A 16,488-nucleotide genomic window follows, 5' to 3' on the forward strand; every position below is an offset into this window, starting at 1 on the left:
TGGCAGTGACAATATTTGCATTCGCTGGGCCCCGTAAATTCGGAGTTTCACGGCTTGCCCGTCTGGCATTCCGAAATTTTCGAGTCATTTGTTGATGGATTCCATTGACCGAGAATGATCCAGGTCTGGTTGTCGCGCGAGGTCGCCATCAGGGAATTTCATGATCCACTGCCTGCTGGTGGCGATTGGATCTTGACCGATAAGCGGCATGCCCTTTCGGCTGTTATCGGCCAAGAACTCCGTTTCGATTTTTTTGCTGTAATCCCATCCCGCACTCTGATCTCTCGAATCTATGGCGACGAAGCGGGTGGGGGTGTGGGCATGGCGGAAGCGTTCGATGTCCTTGAGGTGGCGACCAGTGGCGCAGGGGTGCTGGCAGCTGAGATGGCCAGGTCGGGCTGGCAGGGCGTGCGTGACGCGTTGGTGGCGTTCTTCCGGGGAGGTAACGAGGGGACGGCCCCGGACGAGCTCCGTGTGGTGGATCTCCACCACGCCCGGCTGTTGGAGACGCCAGAGGCGGAGCGCGAGCGGGTGCGCGAGGAGATCTGTCAGGAGCTGGTCATGCAGCTGAGGAGCTTTCTCGCGAAGTACCCCGGGACAGCCGTCGACCTCATGGCGCTTGTGCGCGAACGGCAACGGGCCAACGGTGAGGGCAGCTCGGGGCCACGAATGACCGCGGAGAACAACAAGAACAGTCAGGTCATCATGACTGGCCAATCGATCTTCGGCGGCAGCTTCACGTACCGGGCGGAGGAGCCCAAGTGACGGATGCCTTTGACGACGGTATCCCGGACTGGGTGCGCCCTCAGCGGTCTGGGCAACAGCCAGCGGACACGCCCCGGCCGACCGGGGCTGCAGATGCCTCGGAGAGAGACGTCGTCGATCCGGACGGCGCCGATGTGTCCGGGCAGACATCCACGACTGATGCGAACGGCACAGATTCGGGTGTGCCAGAGGACGACGCGGAAGCCTCGCCGCCTGGGCTGAGCGTGTCCGGCAACCACAACGCGTTCGTCGTGGCCGCCCTGGGTTCGGTATTTCTGTCGACGGGCAAGCAGCCGCTTACCGTCATCGACCTGTCCGAGTTCGAGCTGAAGGCTGCCAGCCAGGGGTGGGTGTCCAAGGACGCAGATGATCTGCCGGTCACCGCTGCTGACGAGGCTGCCAAGGTTCTCTCCGTGCCGGATCACGGGCTAGTGGTGATCGCCGGTCCTCCGGAGTACGGCAAGCGGACCGCCGGTATCCGTGCTCTGTGGCGGACGGCGCGCTCGCGGCTGGCCAGGGACGCCTCGATGGAGCTCAAGGAGATTGAGCCCGACTGGGAGGACCCTGCGGAGCCGGACTGCTCCCTTCTCCCCGATGCGGCCCACACCGGCTACCTGCTGCATATCGAAAGCGAGATGACCGGTTGGGCGAACCCGAACCGAGTGGCCGGTGCCCTGGCCGTCCACGCGGAGAAGCTGGCGAAGATCGGATCGTGCTTGGTCGTGATCGCCGACGAGCGGGTCTGGCCGCAAGGTGCCGCGCATACCGCAGCCCTCGTCCACGTGAGGAACAGGCCGTCGGCCCAGTTGGTGGCCCGTACACACTTGGAGTACGTGTACAACCTGCCTGGCCGGGCCGACCTTGTCACAGCTGACCGCAGCGAGCCCGTGGCGGGTGCGGCTGCCCGGTTGCTGACTGCCGAGTCCACACCGGCGGACGGTGCCCGGTTGGCCGCCCTCTTGGCCGCCACGGACGGCTCACCGGAAAGTGTTGAGACTGCGGTAAGCAGGTTCCAAGAGTGGTCCACCGACGTCAGCGCGGTGTTCACGGCCACGACACAGATGCCTGAGGACCGCGCACTGCTCATTGCCGCGGTCTTTCTCAACGGCGAAGACGCACTCACCATCCAGGAGGGTGCCCGGGCCTTGCTGGGAGACCAGGAGCAGGACAGTGTGCGCGAGATCCTCACCGGCCCCGACCTCAGCGACAGACTCGCGTCGGTCAAGGCGAAGGTGTCGGGCAGGAAAGCATCCTTCGATCACCGGCCCGGGTACACCAGGGCGGTGCTTCTCCACTTGTGGCACCAGCGTCCGGACATCCACACCCCTCTCCTGCAATGGCTGGACGGGCTGGTGGCGGATCAGGCTGGCACGAAACGGCTGAAGAGGATCAGCGACTTGCTGGTCGAACTGGCCATCACCGAGAACGACATCCGTGTCGTGGAGATGATCAAGAACTGGATTGGGGACAGCTCAGACGAAGGGCACCTGCGACTGATCGCCAGTGTCCTGAGCAGAACAGCACAGGCCGACCGGCTCGGCCCTGCCGTCCGAGCGAAACTCCTCGACTGGGCGCATGACGGGAAGGAACCCGTGGCCCGGGTGGTGGCCATGGTCTGTCAGAGCGACTTTGCCCAGCAGTACCCCCGGCAGGCACTGGTGCGCATCCAGCATGTCCTGGGGAGAGCCGAGCGGGACAAAGCTGTCATGGAGGCCGAGGCGGCTCTCCGCGCCATGGCGGCCGAGGAGAAGCAGCTGCCGACCGTCTGGCGCATGGTCAACGCTTGGGCTGCCAAAAGAGGTAACACCGCCGGGAGTCGGGCCTTTCTAGCCGTCATCGACCCGCAGCCCCATCCGTACGCATTGCAGGTCACCCTTGCCTCGGCCGCGGCTGACCCGGTCGTCGCGGACGCACTGGTTACTGGGTGGAGTACCGCTCTGGAGAACCGAGCCGTCCATCCGGAGTGCCGGCTGCTGATCGACCGGTGGGCCCATGCGCGGGCGGACGGCACTGTGCCTCGTGAGCACGTCACGGAAATCCTGGGGCGTGTTATTTCCCGGTACCTGACGGCCGCGCCGGTCTCCGCACTGCTGATCGGCGAGCCGGGCGTCGCCTATGACGCCGCAGTGATCGAGTTGCGGGCCGACCTGAGGCAGATCTCTCAAGCCGGTCCGTGGTCGGTAGCTGACGGCAGCAGGGAGCCGTAAGTCGTGGGCTGGAGAAAGCAGGATCTACCCGATCCGCGGGTGGAAGTCCAGGCTCTGGTGGAGCGCTTCGAGGCCCGGCTGGGCAGCGCGCACGAGGGCATCGCCTTCCAGGTGGTTTTCCATGCGCGGGTCCAGAACGCGGGCCTGGCCTTGGCGGATGCGGACGGGGCTGCTCGTGCCGTCCGCATCGCCTTAAGGCACAAGGCGGCAGATTTCCTCCGGCAGCAATCCGCGACCGACCTCCACTCCGTTCAGGACCTGCTGGCACGCGAAATGGCGCGCAGCCATACGCTGGTCGAACCTCAGATCCGGTACGACGCGCGCGTGGACGTGACGCTACTGCCGGGGGATCAGGCTGCCGTGGAGGCGCTGTTGGCCGCCCAGCGCAAGCAGTCAAAGGCCACGGCTATCCGGCGGCAGGAACTTGAGGATCTTGCCGAGGAGCTCTCCGACCCCGCCGGGGTTATGGCGCGATGGGCCACGACCGACGCAACCGACTGGGCCAAGCGCTCGGGCGAGGCCAAGAACCTGGCTGAGCTGTTCGCTGCCTACCGGCCGCCTGGGCGCCACGGCGTCGAGTACGCACTGGTAGAGGCGGTTCGGGAGTTTCTGGCCTCCTTCCCCGAGCCAGCGCAGAAGCAGATGGTCTATGGGCTTTTGAGCGCCGGAATGCAGAGGGCCGAGCGGCCCGACCACGCGGCAAAGGTCGAGGAGATTGCAGAGGCCGTCACAGGGACACCGGCGCCACCTGGAGGAGCCTGATGGACACCGCGATCCTCTGTGGCACTTCAGAGATCCGACGGTGAAGGTAACCAGTGTGTTCTGGCGCTGGACGCTCTCCCCGCGGACCAGCTTCCTCGCCTGGAGGCGCTCCCGGGCCAGCGGCGACACCATCTCCTTCGATGTCGCCTGGAGGGAGATCCGCGTCCGTCGGTACCCGGAGGAGGCTTTATACCGGAAGGCCGGACACTTTCCCCCACCACCTCGGCCGGATGCTTGATGCAAGCACGGGCCCAACCGAGCCCCGAGACGCACCGCAGAGCTAGAAGCCGCCCACGCCGACTGCGGCGAGCTGGCTGATGGCGTACGCGAAGATGCCAGCCACCGCGCCGACCAGACCTGCGAACGTCTCTCGTGCCGGGCCCCATGCATGATTGCGGCGTGTCGTCACGTGACTACAATCAAGGCCCTGGTCTCCGGCCAGGGCCTTCGCCATGGAGCGGGTGACGAGAATCGAGCTCCCGCTCTGAGCTTGGGAATCACCCTGCGCTTACGCGTGCGAATGATATCTGACCTGCGGAAATGACTGCCGAAGCCGACGGGTTGGCCCACCCCGTTTTGACCGCTGCGCACCGCCCCTACTGGCACCTTGTGACACGGCCACCCGTGCGCCGTCGGGGGAGATGTCGGTCGGGATGGGGATCGCGTTGCCTGGCACGGTGGTGTGGCTCGGCAGGATGCCCAGTCGTGCGGGCGTCAGCTTGGCGTGCCGCCGCTCACGCGTCCGTTCCGAGGGGCTCGCCAGGCTGGTGGGCAGCAGGGTTGGGGAGCGGGGGCAAGTTTCCGCTGGGCAGCGCGGGTGTTTGTGGACACCTACATCTCGTTTCCGTTCGCGATGACGGATGGGATGCTGGCCCAGCGGCCGTCCCCGCAGGGTGGGGGCGGCCGCCGATCTATCTGGCCCTACGTGCAGGGCTGGTCGGGCAACTGGCCCCGATTGAATCGCCGTACCACCCACGTGGCGGCGGCAACAACTACGACGACACCTAGGCCACCGGCGAACTCGGGCACCGCGTCGAACAGAATGGCTTCGACCGTTTCCAGTAGGCCGTGCTGTGCCGTGGGGCAAGAGGCCACAGCAGGTGCGCTCTTGATGAGGATGTTCACCGCAATTCCTTTCCTTCTGCGCCCCGGGATCACAGTCGGCCGGGGATGGCAGCGAGCGTGGTCCGGCGGGTGTGCGTCCCCAACAGGCACTGGGAGGTGTGGAGACAGGCTGGGACGGGCTGGGACGGATGCTGAGGAACCCGCAGCTCGTTGGAGCGGGTGCTAGCGTCGCTCGCAGGCGTTTCGAGGGAAGATGCGGTCTGTTCGGGGATGGCATCCAAGAGGGCAGGGTGAGGATGGCGAGGAGCGGGGAGCGCGGCGCGAGTAGCCCGTGGAACGAGCTCACGAACTTCCTACGCAGTCAGGCCAGGGAGGCCGGCTTGGGGCCGACCGCGCTGTCCGACGCCTTCAAAAAGCAACTTGACAAAGAGCAGCAGGTGGGGCGCTTGTCAGCGCAGGATGCTGCCTGCATGCCGTGTTCCAAGTCGCACTTCGACCGGCTGCTCAAGGGCGGTGTGCCGACGCCATCGAAGGTGTTCCTGCGTCACTTCCTTGCAACCACCAGCCGTGCCGGCGGTCTGTCCGCTCAGGAATACTCGGCGCGCTTTGCCACGGCCTGCGCGTTACTCGCTGCCGTCTACGAGTCTGGGGCCGACGCGGAGCGCGAGCAAATGCACCTGGTCCGTCGGTTGGAACCGAGCCCTCCTGCCGAATTGGCGGATCCCGTTGCCGTGCTGCGCCTGGAAGTCGAACTCGAAAGGGCCCGACACGCCGAAACCCGTTTGAATTACGCACTGCAGAACGCCCAGTTCCTCGTTCGAACCCTGTGGAACATCATCAATGCTCTGCGCGTCATCATCATCGAACATGACACCGAGCGAGCTCATGCCCTGCATGAGGGTGCCGACCCCCGACAGGTTGCCAAGCTGCACAACGAGACACGTCTGGCGCTCGCCCACAAGCACACCGCTCAGCGGGAGGCGGACCGGGCAACGTTACGGATCCGCGAGCTGGAGAAACTCTGGGAACAGGCCCGGACTGACGTCCAGCGCCTGGCCCTGCATCCTCATGCTGCCCATCTTGCCCAGGACGGCGCTGGCGGACAGCAGCCAGCGCCCTCGGCGCTCCCAGTCGACCTGCTGTCCCAGCCGGCACTGGACGACATCGCGGACGCGCTTGCCAAAGCTCGGGCAGTGAACACTACGGAAGAGAACGTCGCCCACGAGCTGAAGCGGTTTCTTTCCCCCACCGAAGCATTCAGCGAGGACGATGAGTTCGCTATCCTGCTGGCCGCTACCCGTATGCCCGATGCCGAAGTCCGAGCCACTGCCCTGAAAACCTTGGTCGTCAGGCGGCCGGAGCACCCTGAGGTGACACAGGCGCTCCTGCGCATGGCCGAGGACGACGACAGCAAGGTGCAGAACTTGGCCATCCGAGCCCTTTCGGACACCTACCCGGGAAACCCCGACGTGCGAGCTCTCTTCCTCGGCATGCTGCCGCACAGGTGCGAGCGGATCAACGAGGCTGTCGCTGGTGCTCTAGCTGTGCACTGGGCGGGCGACCCTGGTGTGATGGAGGCCATCACAGCCCTGGCCGACAGCGAACACATCGCGGCCCAGATCGCGGCTATCAAGGCATTCGCCTCTGGGTGGCCTGGTGACCCTGTCTGCCGCGACGCGATCATCCGTCTACTCCATACTCATAGCATAAGTCACATGAATATTACGGCCATCAAGGCTCTCGGAGAAAAATGGTCGCATGACGCCGTCGCTGGTAGTGCATTGTGCTGTCTCGCCCGTACCTCCAGCAGAGGTATGGAGATGGATAGCATTGTAGAGATGGCGATTGTTGACGCCTTCGAAACGGGGTGGCCCGAGTTGCCCGAGGTTCGCAGCACCCTCATAGCGTTCGCAGACCGGGGGCGAACTTCCGCCGTGGGAACAGCGGCGATGTACGTCCTTACTCAGCGCTGGCCTGACGACCCCGAAATCTGCAGGATGCAAAAGGTCTTTACCAAGGGTTTTGGATGGTAATGGGCTCGCTCGCCCGGAGGCACGCAAGAAGCTCAGGCAGCAAGAAGAGCCCCGGGTCTGCGACCTGGGCCTTCGTCATGGGGCGGGTGACGTAAATCGAACTCGCGCTCTGAGCTTGGGAATCACCGTCGCTCAGGTAGATTATCTAGCCGCTGGCCTGCGAAAACGCCCTCTCGTGTGGCGGATCTCGCTGGCCTTGAGATGCCTGTGTTGACCGCTGTTCACCACTCTGAAGGGCACGGATGGGGCACGTGCCTGGTAGGTGTGGCTCGCGTCGAGTTCGACGATGATGCGGGGGGGGGCAGTCACCGGACCGTGCGATGCGGCGGACTTGCTCGGGAGGTTGTATACCGAGTGGGTTAACTCCAGGGAGGTACCCAATCGCGCGCCTGCAGCGCTGGCCCGCCCGTCCGTGATTGCTGACGGTCGAAGGGCTTTGTGTGCTGGGGACTTTGGTGAGACATTGAGGCTGTTTTTCGCGTACCCGGAAACGGTGACGCGGACAGCAGGGCGAAGGAGTTCACTCCTCGCCCTTTTTTCATGCCCGCCGAGAGGCTCTGTCTCCCGGGCTCACGTCGCCTTGCGACCTCTTCCCCAGGCCCCATTCGACACCGGACGGGGCCTTTCGCATGCCCGCGCTCAGCGGACTTCTGAAAGGCAGGCCCCATGCAGCCCGACTTCAGCCAGGATGCGGAGGCCGCCGTGATCTATCGTCTCCTTCGTGCCGAGCCCTCCCCGGCAACCGTGGACGGAAAGCCGTCACCCGTGAACATGCCCCGCCGCCGCACGAGGCCCGCCACAGCAGCGGACATCGCCCGGCAGGAGGGGATCGACCTGGGGCTGGAACGTCGGTCATCCAGCAGGATCGTCAACAGGCCAGGACGTCGACGGAACGGGCAGCGACAGGCCGAGCCGAGCGTGGAGGCATTCGTGTTCGACCTCGCCATGTCCACGTTGTTGGGTTACGACCGTGATACTGCCTGGAGACTGGCGAAGGCCTGGGCCAAGTCCGGTTGTGTGGGCCGGGCCGAGGTCCTCGGGTGGGCAGCCATCATCGGGGTGCGACACCCGCACGCCGTCGGACAACTGCGGCCCCATGGCGTCACCGCCGACATGCTGGAACTCCGTATCGGCGGAACCACCGCTCGAAGCCGACTCCGCAACGGGGAGAGCGCCGGCGGCGTGATCGCCGGTCTGCTGGAGCTGTGTGATGGGAACGCTGCCGCCGCCTGATCCGGACCGTCGTCGGCCGGTGGTCGATTCCAGCAGCGCTCGACCACCGGCAGGCGGGGGTCAGGCCGGAGGGCGCCTCGTGGCTTGTGTGGGTGCGGCGGTGGAGCACCTTGCTCAGTGCGACGCCTGGCTCTGGAGCTCGCTCGTCACCCAGTGATGCCTGGCCATCCGTAGCGGGATAAGGAGGGGCCTCCGTTCTGGTACGCCGCCAGGGCCTGCATGGTGGTCGGGAACGAGGGCTCGGGCAGGCGGTTCGCGGCGACCCACTGAGCAGCCAGGTGCTTGTTCGGCTCCGTGTTGATCAGCTCGCCGGTCCAGGTTTCAGTGGCGAAGACGAAGACGACGAGCTGGCCGGCCAGGTCCCAGCCCTGTTCGACGTGGACGACGTGGACGAGCGAGAGATCGGCCGGGTCGACGAGCAGGCCGGTCTCCTCCTTGAGTTCGCGGGCGGCTGCCTCGTCGAGGGCTTCGCCGGGCTCGGCCTTGCCGCCGGGGAGGGTCCAGGCTGGCTGCGGGGACCAGTTGGGGGCGGCGTAGTGCACTGCGGCGATCGTGTCGCTGCCCTTGTCGTGGACGATCACGCAGACGGCGTTGCGGCTGTTCATCACGCTGGTGTTCATCGCGGTGCCCAATCCGTGTAGAGGTGCCGGAAAGTGTGGGTGGCCAGGGGGGAGGCTCAGAGCCCGGTCGTGAGGTGGTCGGCGTCGGTGCGGGAGAAGACCAGATCCGTCATCTCCTTTGGGACCTCGGTGCACCGGACGGGCGGCTGCGGCCGGCGCATGGCCCGGGGGTAGGTGGCCGGGTCGTAGTCGTTAGTGAGCTTGTACGCGTGAAAACCGTGTGCGCGCAGGGTGTCGAGGATGTCGGCGGCGCTCTCGCCCTGCTTGGCCAGGAGTCTGGGGGTGATTTCCAGGACGAGTTCCGCGTCGTCGCGCAGGTGCGGGAGCGCGGGCAGGAGGCCGCGAATCGTGGCTGCTTCGGCGCCTTCGACGTCGATCTTGATGACTCGGGCGGTGGCGAGTTCAGTTTGGCTGATCAGGTCGGCCAAGGGGGCGGTGGGCACCGCGACGGTCTCGTGGATGCGGCTGGGCCGGATGGCGGTGGTGTGACCGAGGTTGGCGGGGTCTTCCAGGTACAGGGCCAGGGTGCCGTGGGTGTCGGAGGCGGCGGAGCGGACGGCCCGGATGTTGATGCGGTGGTTGGTGGTGGCCGCGGTGGTCAGGGCGTCGTGGAAGCGGGGGTGGGGCTCGATGGCGACGACGTGGCCGTGGGCGCCGACGGCGTGGGAGGCCAGGAGGGAGAACGCGCCTCGGTGGGCTCCGACATCGATGAAGGTGTCCCCTGGGCGGAGCCGGTCGCGGAGGAAGGCGCTCAGGTTCGGCTCCCACTCGCCGAACAGGTACTGGTAGCGCTGGATGACGTCGCTGGTGGTGACAGTAACCGTGTCGCCGGTACGCAGCCGGGTGGTGGTGTGGAGGGGGTGGGTGCGCAGGTGCTCGTCGAGGAAGCGGCCGACGAGCCGCGCCTTGCCGACTGTTCTGGGGGCGTGGCGGACGTAGGCCCGTAGCGCGTGGGCGAGGACGGAGGCGGACATGGGCGGCTCCTTCGTACGGCGGCCTGGGAACGGGGTCCCCGGGCCGGCCGGTGGTGACAGACTGGCGAGAGAACGCTGGTGATGTTGGAGGGAGTTGGTGGTGGCTGTGAGTGACGCTTCAGTGGTGTATCTGCTGGTCGGGCTCACCGGCTCGGGGAAGACGACCTACGCCCAGCGGGTGCTGGAGCCTCAAGGGGCGGTGCGCCTGTCGGTGGACGAGGTCGTCTTCGAGCGGCACGGCCGGTACGGCGTCGACTACCCGGAGAACACGTACTTCGAGAAGGAGACTCCGGTCGTCGACGAGCTGCACCGTCGGCTGGCCGAGCTGGTCGCGGAGGGCCGGGACGTGGTCTGGGACCACGGGCTGTGGCCGCGCAAGGACCGCGAGGAGATGAAGGAACTGGTGGAGGCCGCCGGCGGCCGGTGGCGGCTGCTGTACTTCCCGGTGGAGCGCAACGATCTGTTGCGCAGGCTCAGGGAGCGCAACGAGCGGGGAGACGCGAACGCGCTGCTCGTCACGCCGGAGGCCTTGGACGACTTCTTCGCCCGCTTCGAGGCGCCTCAGGACGAAGGCGAGGAAATCGTGGAACCCGGCTGGTTCTGAGCCGTCGGGGGCCGCCAGGTGGTGGTGAGCTTGGCGGCTTCGACCGCCCAGCCGACTGGCAGGTGGTCAAGGGTGACGTGGCGGAAGCCCAGGCGCGGGTCGGAGACGTCGATGCGGCCGTGGTGGCGGTCGATGTGTTGCAGCAGGCGGGATGCCTCGCTGCGGACGGCAGGGGTGTGCTCGGCCCACTCGCCGGAGGTGAACTGCTCGACGCGCTGGCGCAGGTCGTCCAGGACGCCCGAACGCCACTTGAAGTGGTGCACGCACGCGAGCGCGTGCGGGTCGGGTTTGTGGCCCGGTGCGCGGTGGTTGCCGGATGCGACGGTCACCGAGGAGTGGGCGAGGACGATCTTGCGAGGGTCGCCTTGGAGGAGTCGGCGGGTCAGATGCCCGCCGAGTGGGAAGGCCCGGTCAAGGCCGGTTTCCGGGCGCCACATGGCCAGGCGGCCGTCGTTGGTGACGCGGTCGAGCATCAGCCCGCCGACCACTTTCTGCCCGGCGTCCCCGGCCTGGGCGAGCACGTCGGTGAGTGGGGCGGGGTAGGTCTGGAACTCGTCGGAGTCGGCGAGCAGGTGCCAGCCGTTTCCGGCCTGCTCGCGCAGGGAGTCGCGGAGCAGGGTGTTGGTGTGCTCGTGCCAGGGGCCGGTGCTGATCTGGGCGGGGACGATGCCGAGGTCGTGGCAGGCCGTGATCAGCTGGTGCCGCCAGGCGTCGGGTACGTGGTCGGGGAAGTGGAAGGCGAGGTGGAACCGCTCGATGCCGAGTCGGCGGTAGTGGGCGGTCCAGGCGGCCAGCAGGGTCGGCTCGACCGGTCCGATGACCGCGATCAGGGCGGGAGGGATGGGCGTCATCGGCGCTCCTTGGTCAGGTGGCGGCGGAGGCGGGTGTAGGTGTCGGCGAGGAAGGCGGCCTGCTCGGCCGCCGGGTACATGCCCAGTGCAGCGGGCGCCGACGGTCCTGGCCGGGCGGGCGCCTTGGTCGTGAGCTTGTCCAGCGTCTTGGCGAGGGTGTCCGGGTCTTCGGAGGGGAAGAGCCGGGCCCACGGCTGGCCGGTCAGCCGGGCGGACAGCTCGTGGTCATGCGCGGAGACGATCAGCGGAACGCCGAGGCGCGCGGCGTCCATGACCAGCCCCGACTCCTTGCCGACCCCGGGTTTGCGGGCGACGAGGGCCGCGTCGGCGGCGGCGTAGACGAGCCGCAGGACCTCCTCGGCGACCGGACCCGGCACCGTGTGGAGGTGGACATGGGGCAGCTGGTGCCAGCGGTCGAGGACGGCGTCGTCCAGCGGGATGCCGCACACTAGGACGTGCAGCGGGGTAGTGAGGCGGGCGAGGGCCGCGTCGATGGTGGCGATGTCCTTGTACGGCCACCAGCCGCCGACCAGGCACACCGCCCTCGCGTCGCCGGGGATGGTGAAGGCGGCGCGGGCGCTGTCGCGCTCGGCGTCGGTCAGCCGCCGTCCGTCGTCGACCGCGAACGGTCGCACCTCGCCGCGAAGATGCGGGAAGGCCGCCGTGACCTGGTCGCGGACATCAGCAGTCGGGAGCAGCGCGATCACCCGCCTCTCGCTCCTGCGGGCCAGCCGGCCCAGCAACCGGACCGGATGGTCTTCGGTGGTGACCACCTCGTGGACGAATCGCAGGTGCGGGACGCCGCCGAGCAGGGCGGCCACGCCGTGCAGGGCCTCGTTCGCGCTGAGGATCACCACGGCCGCCGCCCGCGGGGCGAGTCGGCGCGCGGTGCGAAGGCAGGCAGCCTCGGTCAGACACCGGGCGAGGAGGGTGACCTGATGCGGAGCTCTGCGGATTCCCTGGGGCCAGCTCCGGGAGGTGAAGGCCCGCTGGCCGGCGGCCGAGACGCGCTCCGCCGCCCGCGCGGCGGCCAGCAGGATCCCCGCCGTCGGCCCGGTCGGTCCGGCGGCGATCCGGGCCACGGACCGCGCCAGCGGGCTCAGGCCCTCGCTCAGTCCGTCAGGGGCGACGACCAAGCTCTTCGGCCACGCGGCGGCGAGCGCCGTCAGCGTGCGCTGATGGTGCCCGCCGCCCCGGTGCGCGTACGGCTCGATCAGCACCAGCGGCCCAGGGACGGTGTTCATCCGGTGACCGCCTGCTCGCCGTACAGGGTGGTGAAGTGCCGGTGGAGCCAGGGTGGGTCGTTGAGTACCTCGAAGCGCGGAGGGCTGCCGGCGACGGTCTTGGCGAAGTCGAGCCCGTCGCGGGCGCCGGCCGCAGCGTAGGTGCCGTACTCGCCGTTGCGGCTGGACGTCCAGGCGTTGATACGTTCCTGGGCGGAGGCGTCGGTCATGCCGTACTCGCTGCCGCGCGCGAGCATCGCGCACTCGCGGAAGCCTGCCTTCCACGCGTGGAACGGGCTCTGGTTGAACCGTGTGATGCCAGCGGTCTGGCGGCAGAACTCGACCCGTCCGGGTAGTGCGGCCAGCACGTCGACGGCCTGGCCCATCTCCCGCAGCGCCGAGCGGCGGATCAGCTTGAGTCCGCCGTATCCGTAGGTCAGGCCATTGACCGGGTTCACGGCCTGCCACACCCGCATCGCCACCCCGTCGGCCAGCGGCTCCACCGCGGCGGTGGAGAACTCGGGGTCGATGGCGAAGTCGCCGTCGGCGAGGAAGAACGTCTCGGTGTCGACCAGCTCGGCGGTGAGCCGGTAGGCACGGCGCATCCCGCGGACCCCGTGCAGGCGCTTGACAGTGCCGCCCAGTACCCGGGTGAGGCGGGTGTGCAGGGAGCTGGCCAGCGGCTCGTCGTAGGAGAGCTGGACCGCGTCGAAGCCGGTCACTGGATCGCCTCCAGGTAGCGGGCGGCCACCGTGGCGGGCGCGAGTTCGGCGGTGGAGGCATACGCGCGCTTGGCGTGCAGGAGGTAGAACTCGGGGTCCGTGGCGAGGCGCGTGGTGATCCGGACGGCCTGCTCGTCGGTGTCGAACAGCAGCTCGTTGTCGATGTGCTCGGCCAGCCAGCCGGTGCGCGGGCCGATCACGGGCAGGCCCATCGCCTGGCAGTCGATGACCGACATGGACCAGGGGCAGCCGGGCCGGAAGGGGGCGATGCCGAAGTGGGCGTCGGCCAGCAGGTCGCGGTAGCGGACGCGGTCGCCGTGGTCGGAGGCGATGGCGACGCCGTCCGTGGTCGCGAGCTCTTCCAGGTGTCGTTCCGGGCTGGGGTCGAGGCGGACGCGTTCGGGGCTGCGGGTGCCGAACAGGTCCATCACTGTGAGCCGCACCGGAGCCTCGGCGACGAGGCGGCGGGCGAGCCCGGTGAAGCGGGCGGTGCCGTAATGCGCGTACAGGCGGTGGTTGTAGATGCCGGTGGCCCGGCCCTCGGGCGGGGTGATGTCTGCAGGGTCGCGTACCAGCCGTACGTCCCTGGGGGCGGGGACGATGTGCAGCTTCTCGCCGAGGTCGACGCCGGTGCGGACCGCTGCCGCCGTGGTCCAGGCGGCGGCGGTGGAGGAGTGGACCAGGACGCGGTCACAGGCCGCGAGGCCGGCGGTGAAGGCCAGTAGCACGCTGCGGCCGAGGCCGCCGTCGTCCATCGCCGGGTCCAGCTCCAAGGCGCCGGGGCCAGTGTCGGTGAAGGAGAACGGCAGGTAGTGGCAGTAGCCGACGATCAGCGCGTCCACCCCGGCTTCCAGGAGCGCGGCTCGGATCGCGGGGGCGGCCTCGATCTGGTTGGCCACCACCACCTCGGGCCGCCGGTTGCGGAACAGGGCAACCAGGGCGTCCATGCCCGGGTCGAAGCGGGCCCGGTACTTGGTGGACGGCGACGTGGTGAGCGCGAAGTGCACGCGGGCGTCGCCGACCGGGACGGGAGAGGCCACGGTCACCTCCGCCCCGGCGTCGGTCAGGGCCGGGGCGATCAGGTCGGCGAAGGTGAAGCCGGAATCGGCAGCCAGCTGACTGCTGTTGGAAACATTGAGCAGATACAGCACGCGCATCGCTGAGACCCTCCTTCTTGGGGCCCGGGGATCGACCTGGGCCGGTGAAGGAAGGAAACGCGTGACCGAGACCGTGACAGAATGGTGAATCGAGATCACTCACGGTTCATTCATCTCATCCGGCAGCCAGGGCGGGGGCTTTGATGGACGCGCGGGATGATGCCTTGACGGCCGAGCAAGCGGCCGAGGCGTTCGCGGCGGAAGTGGCCCACTGGCGCGAGGTGCGGGGCCTAGCCAAGCGGGAGTTGGCCAGAAGGATGGGCTTCGACCCGTCCTACGTCAGCCATGTCGAGTCGGGCCGACACAAGCCGACGGAGGACTTCGCGCTGCGCGCGGAGGAGGCTCTGAACGCGGGCAAGGCCATCTGGCGACGATGGCTGGACTACGAGGCGGCCAAGGCCCGCACCGCACCAGCGCCGTCGACGCCGGTGCCCCGCAGATCCGAGCAGCCGTACGCGGCCGGCTCGGCGATCGTCGTCGAGCACGACGCAGCCCGTCTGGACTACGACGGCAGCCACTACCGGCTGACGATGCGCCGACTGCTGCGGAACACCGGCAGCGAACCCATCACCCGCTACCTGATCCGTATCAGTGTCGACCGCTATCCGGGCGAGCCCGAACGCTCCAACGCCCACTACCGCGAACACCCGCTGACCTGGGACGAACTCGCCCTGACCGCGACCTGCCGCGGCGAGGCGATGCACTGGCAGGCCAAGCATGACCGCGACGCCTTCAAGGAGGTGTGGCTGGCGTTCGAGAACAGCGAGGGCCGCTTCCCCCTCTACCCGGGCGAGTCGGTCTGGATCGAGTACGCCTACTCGGTGGGCGCCGAGAAGTGGGGCCGCTGGTTCCAGCGCGCCGTCCGCCTGCCTACCGAACACCTGGCAGTCGAACTCGCCTTCCCCACCGCACTCGACCCCGCCGTGTGGGGCACGGAAACCTCCATGACTGCCGAGGCCGCACCGCTGCGGACGGCCCCGATGCAGCGCGAGGAGAACGGGATGCGGATCTTCTCCTGGAGTACCTCCACACCCGCACTCCACGCCCGGTACCGTCTGGAATGGCGGTTTCGAGGGCGAACCGAACGGGACATGAATCAAGGGGAGTTCACGTGAACCAGGCGCGGCCCAGCGAGCAGATGCGGGACCTCGGCGTTGTGCAGGACGGCGCTCCGGTTCTCGCTGAACCCGCTCGCGCCTTCGACTTGCCGGCTGAGCGCGAGGCAGCCGAGCAGGCCGTCGAGCAGATGTTCGCAGCCATGGAGAGGATCGGGCAGGTCCACCCGTTCGCCAAGGGCATGGGCCTCGCGGCCCCTCAGATCGGGATCGCCAGGGCCGCTGCCGTGGTCCAGCTCCCCGGCCCCGGCACTCCTGCGGTCGTGCTGTTGAACCCCCGTATCACCGACTGCTCCAGCGACGCGGACGAGCAGTATGAGGGCTGTCTGTCGTTCTTCGACGTTCGCGGTCTGGTTCCCCGGCCCCTTCGGATCACGGTGGAGACCACGACCTTGGACGGTCAGCTGGTGACCACCGCCTACGAACGCGGACTCGCCCGCCTGATCCACCATGAGATCGACCACCTGGACGGCTTGCTCTATACCGCGCGGATGCGTACCGGCGTCGTCCCCATCCCTGTCGAGCAGTACCGTCAGACCGGCTGTGCTTGGGCCTACGAGCAGTGACAGTCCACCTGGCCGGCCCCGGTCTGGCCCTGCGTGAAATCGAACTCGGGGACACCGCCGACCTCCTGGCCATCTACGGCGACCCCGAGGCCACCCGGCACCTCAGCTTCGAGCCCCGTACCCCCGAACAGGTCCAGGCGATCGTCGACCGGTCCATCGCTTCGGCCACGGACGTTCCCAGGACCGAGTACGGCCTTGCTGTCACCCGGCTCGGCGACCCCCGGCTGATCGGCTACGCCCGCCTGGCGACAGAACCGCAGCAGGCGGCCACCATCGGCTTCGCCCTGCACCCCGACGCGTGGGGCAAGGGCTTCGGTACGGAGACCGTCCACCTGCTGTGCGGGCTCGGTTTCCGAACGCTCGGCCTTCACCGCATATGGGCAGCTCGCTCGCCGCACAATGAGGCATCCGCGCGGACCCTGCTGCGGGCGGGAATGACCGAGGACGGCCGGATCCGCGAACACGTCTTCGTCCATGGTGCGTGGCGCGACTCGATCACGTACTCGATCCTGGAGTACGAGTGGGCGCCGATCAAGGGTGTGGGTGGCGGTACCGCTTCGGGGGCGGGCGCCGCGTAGGAGTCTCTGGGCG

General features: G+C 67.9%; 17 protein-coding genes. 9 read left to right on the forward strand and 8 right to left on the reverse strand.

Features of this window, described 5'->3' with window-relative positions:
- Positions 1-114: 114 nt before the first annotated feature.
- From ACIQGQ_RS10205 to ACIQGQ_RS10215, 3 genes are read left to right on the forward strand one after another with little or no spacing between them, the layout of a single operon-like run.
- Positions 115-765 carry a hypothetical protein gene (locus ACIQGQ_RS10205; protein WP_402393052.1) on the forward strand — a complete coding sequence of 217 codons (651 nt, stop codon included), beginning with the start codon at positions 115-117 and terminating at the stop codon, positions 763-765.
- Positions 762-2,972 carry a hypothetical protein gene (locus tag ACIQGQ_RS10210; RefSeq protein ID WP_402393055.1) on the forward strand — a complete coding sequence of 737 codons (2,211 nt, stop codon included), beginning with the start codon at positions 762-764 and terminating at the stop codon, positions 2,970-2,972. Before ACIQGQ_RS10205 ends, ACIQGQ_RS10210 begins: the two co-directional genes overlap by 4 nt.
- A 3-nt stretch (positions 2,973-2,975) precedes the next feature.
- Positions 2,976-3,734: a hypothetical protein gene (locus tag ACIQGQ_RS10215; RefSeq protein WP_402393058.1), complete on the forward strand. Its 759-nt coding sequence runs from the start codon at positions 2,976-2,978 to the stop codon at positions 3,732-3,734.
- A gap of 280 nt (positions 3,735-4,014) precedes the next feature.
- On the opposite strand, the gene ACIQGQ_RS10220 is transcribed toward ACIQGQ_RS10215, so the two are convergent.
- Both ACIQGQ_RS10220 and ACIQGQ_RS10225 read right to left on the reverse strand, forming a co-directional pair.
- Positions 4,015-4,188 (reverse strand): hypothetical protein, encoded by a 174-nt coding sequence (locus tag ACIQGQ_RS10220; RefSeq protein ID WP_402393061.1) that lies wholly within the window; start codon positions 4,186-4,188, stop codon positions 4,015-4,017.
- Positions 4,189-4,655: 467 nt separating this feature from the next.
- Positions 4,656-4,859, reverse strand: a complete 204-nt coding sequence (locus ACIQGQ_RS10225) for a hypothetical protein (protein ID WP_402393063.1) — start codon at positions 4,857-4,859, stop codon at positions 4,656-4,658.
- A 320-nt stretch (positions 4,860-5,179) separates the two neighbouring features.
- Here ACIQGQ_RS10225 and ACIQGQ_RS10230 point away from each other — a divergent pair, with 320 nt between their 5' ends.
- Both ACIQGQ_RS10230 and ACIQGQ_RS10235 read left to right on the forward strand, forming a co-directional pair.
- Entirely contained in the window at positions 5,180-6,832 is a 1,653-nt protein-coding gene (locus tag ACIQGQ_RS10230) for a HEAT repeat domain-containing protein (RefSeq protein ID WP_402393066.1), read from the forward strand.
- A gap of 666 nt (positions 6,833-7,498) precedes the next feature.
- A complete protein-coding gene (locus ACIQGQ_RS10235; RefSeq protein ID WP_402393069.1) occupies positions 7,499-8,065 on the forward strand; it encodes a hypothetical protein in 567 nt (188 codons plus the stop codon).
- A gap of 146 nt (positions 8,066-8,211) precedes the next feature.
- Here ACIQGQ_RS10235 and ACIQGQ_RS10240 read toward each other — a convergent pair whose 3' ends face one another.
- Together ACIQGQ_RS10240 and ACIQGQ_RS10245 are read right to left on the reverse strand one after the other, a co-directional pair.
- The gene (locus ACIQGQ_RS10240; protein ID WP_402393072.1) at positions 8,212-8,685 is read right to left on the reverse strand and encodes an NUDIX domain-containing protein; all 474 of its coding nucleotides are present in this window, start codon (positions 8,683-8,685) and stop codon (positions 8,212-8,214) included.
- Positions 8,686-8,741: 56 nt separating this feature from the next.
- Entirely contained in the window at positions 8,742-9,659 is a 918-nt protein-coding gene (locus tag ACIQGQ_RS10245; protein ID WP_402393074.1) for an FkbM family methyltransferase, read from the reverse strand.
- 106 nt (positions 9,660-9,765) lie between these two features.
- Between ACIQGQ_RS10245 and ACIQGQ_RS10250 the strand changes: the two genes are divergently transcribed.
- Positions 9,766-10,263 (forward strand): ATP-binding protein, encoded by a 498-nt coding sequence (locus ACIQGQ_RS10250; protein WP_356931709.1) that lies wholly within the window; start codon positions 9,766-9,768, stop codon positions 10,261-10,263.
- On the opposite strand, the gene ACIQGQ_RS10255 is transcribed toward ACIQGQ_RS10250, so the two are convergent.
- Genes ACIQGQ_RS10255 through ACIQGQ_RS10270 form a run of 4 tightly spaced genes read right to left on the reverse strand, consistent with a single transcriptional unit; the run spans position 10,221 to position 14,216 of the window.
- Positions 10,221-11,114, reverse strand: coding sequence for a hypothetical protein (locus ACIQGQ_RS10255; protein WP_402393076.1), 894 nt, complete (start codon positions 11,112-11,114; stop codon positions 10,221-10,223). The two genes, ACIQGQ_RS10250 and ACIQGQ_RS10255, sit on opposite strands and share 43 nt — an antisense overlap.
- Complete coding sequence (locus tag ACIQGQ_RS10260; RefSeq protein WP_402393079.1) at positions 11,111-12,358, reverse strand: hypothetical protein; 1,248 nt, start codon at positions 12,356-12,358, stop codon at positions 11,111-11,113. Before ACIQGQ_RS10260 ends, ACIQGQ_RS10255 begins: the two co-directional genes overlap by 4 nt.
- A complete protein-coding gene (locus ACIQGQ_RS10265) occupies positions 12,355-13,059 on the reverse strand; it encodes a hypothetical protein (protein ID WP_402393081.1) in 705 nt (234 codons plus the stop codon). The genes ACIQGQ_RS10260 and ACIQGQ_RS10265 overlap by 4 nt, the downstream gene beginning before the upstream one ends.
- Complete coding sequence (locus ACIQGQ_RS10270; protein WP_402393084.1) at positions 13,056-14,216, reverse strand: glycosyltransferase family 1 protein; 1,161 nt, start codon at positions 14,214-14,216, stop codon at positions 13,056-13,058. Before ACIQGQ_RS10270 ends, ACIQGQ_RS10265 begins: the two co-directional genes overlap by 4 nt.
- A 164-nt stretch (positions 14,217-14,380) precedes the next feature.
- Between ACIQGQ_RS10270 and ACIQGQ_RS10275 the strand changes: the two genes are divergently transcribed.
- From ACIQGQ_RS10275 to ACIQGQ_RS10285, 3 genes are read left to right on the forward strand one after another with little or no spacing between them, the layout of a single operon-like run.
- Positions 14,381-15,331, forward strand: coding sequence for a multiprotein-bridging factor 1 family protein (locus ACIQGQ_RS10275; protein WP_402393087.1), 951 nt, complete (start codon positions 14,381-14,383; stop codon positions 15,329-15,331).
- On the forward strand, positions 15,328-15,897 hold the full coding sequence (locus ACIQGQ_RS10280) for a peptide deformylase (protein WP_402393090.1): 570 nt from the start codon (positions 15,328-15,330) through the stop codon (positions 15,895-15,897). The genes ACIQGQ_RS10275 and ACIQGQ_RS10280 overlap by 4 nt, the downstream gene beginning before the upstream one ends.
- Positions 15,894-16,475: a GNAT family N-acetyltransferase gene (locus tag ACIQGQ_RS10285; RefSeq protein WP_402393093.1), complete on the forward strand. Its 582-nt coding sequence runs from the start codon at positions 15,894-15,896 to the stop codon at positions 16,473-16,475. The genes ACIQGQ_RS10280 and ACIQGQ_RS10285 overlap by 4 nt, the downstream gene beginning before the upstream one ends.
- The last annotated feature ends 13 nt before the right edge of the window (positions 16,476-16,488 follow it).

The sequence above is a fragment of the Streptomyces sp. NPDC092952 genome (assembly GCF_044754785.1).
Lineage (GTDB): Bacteria > Actinomycetota > Actinomycetes > Streptomycetales > Streptomycetaceae > Streptomyces.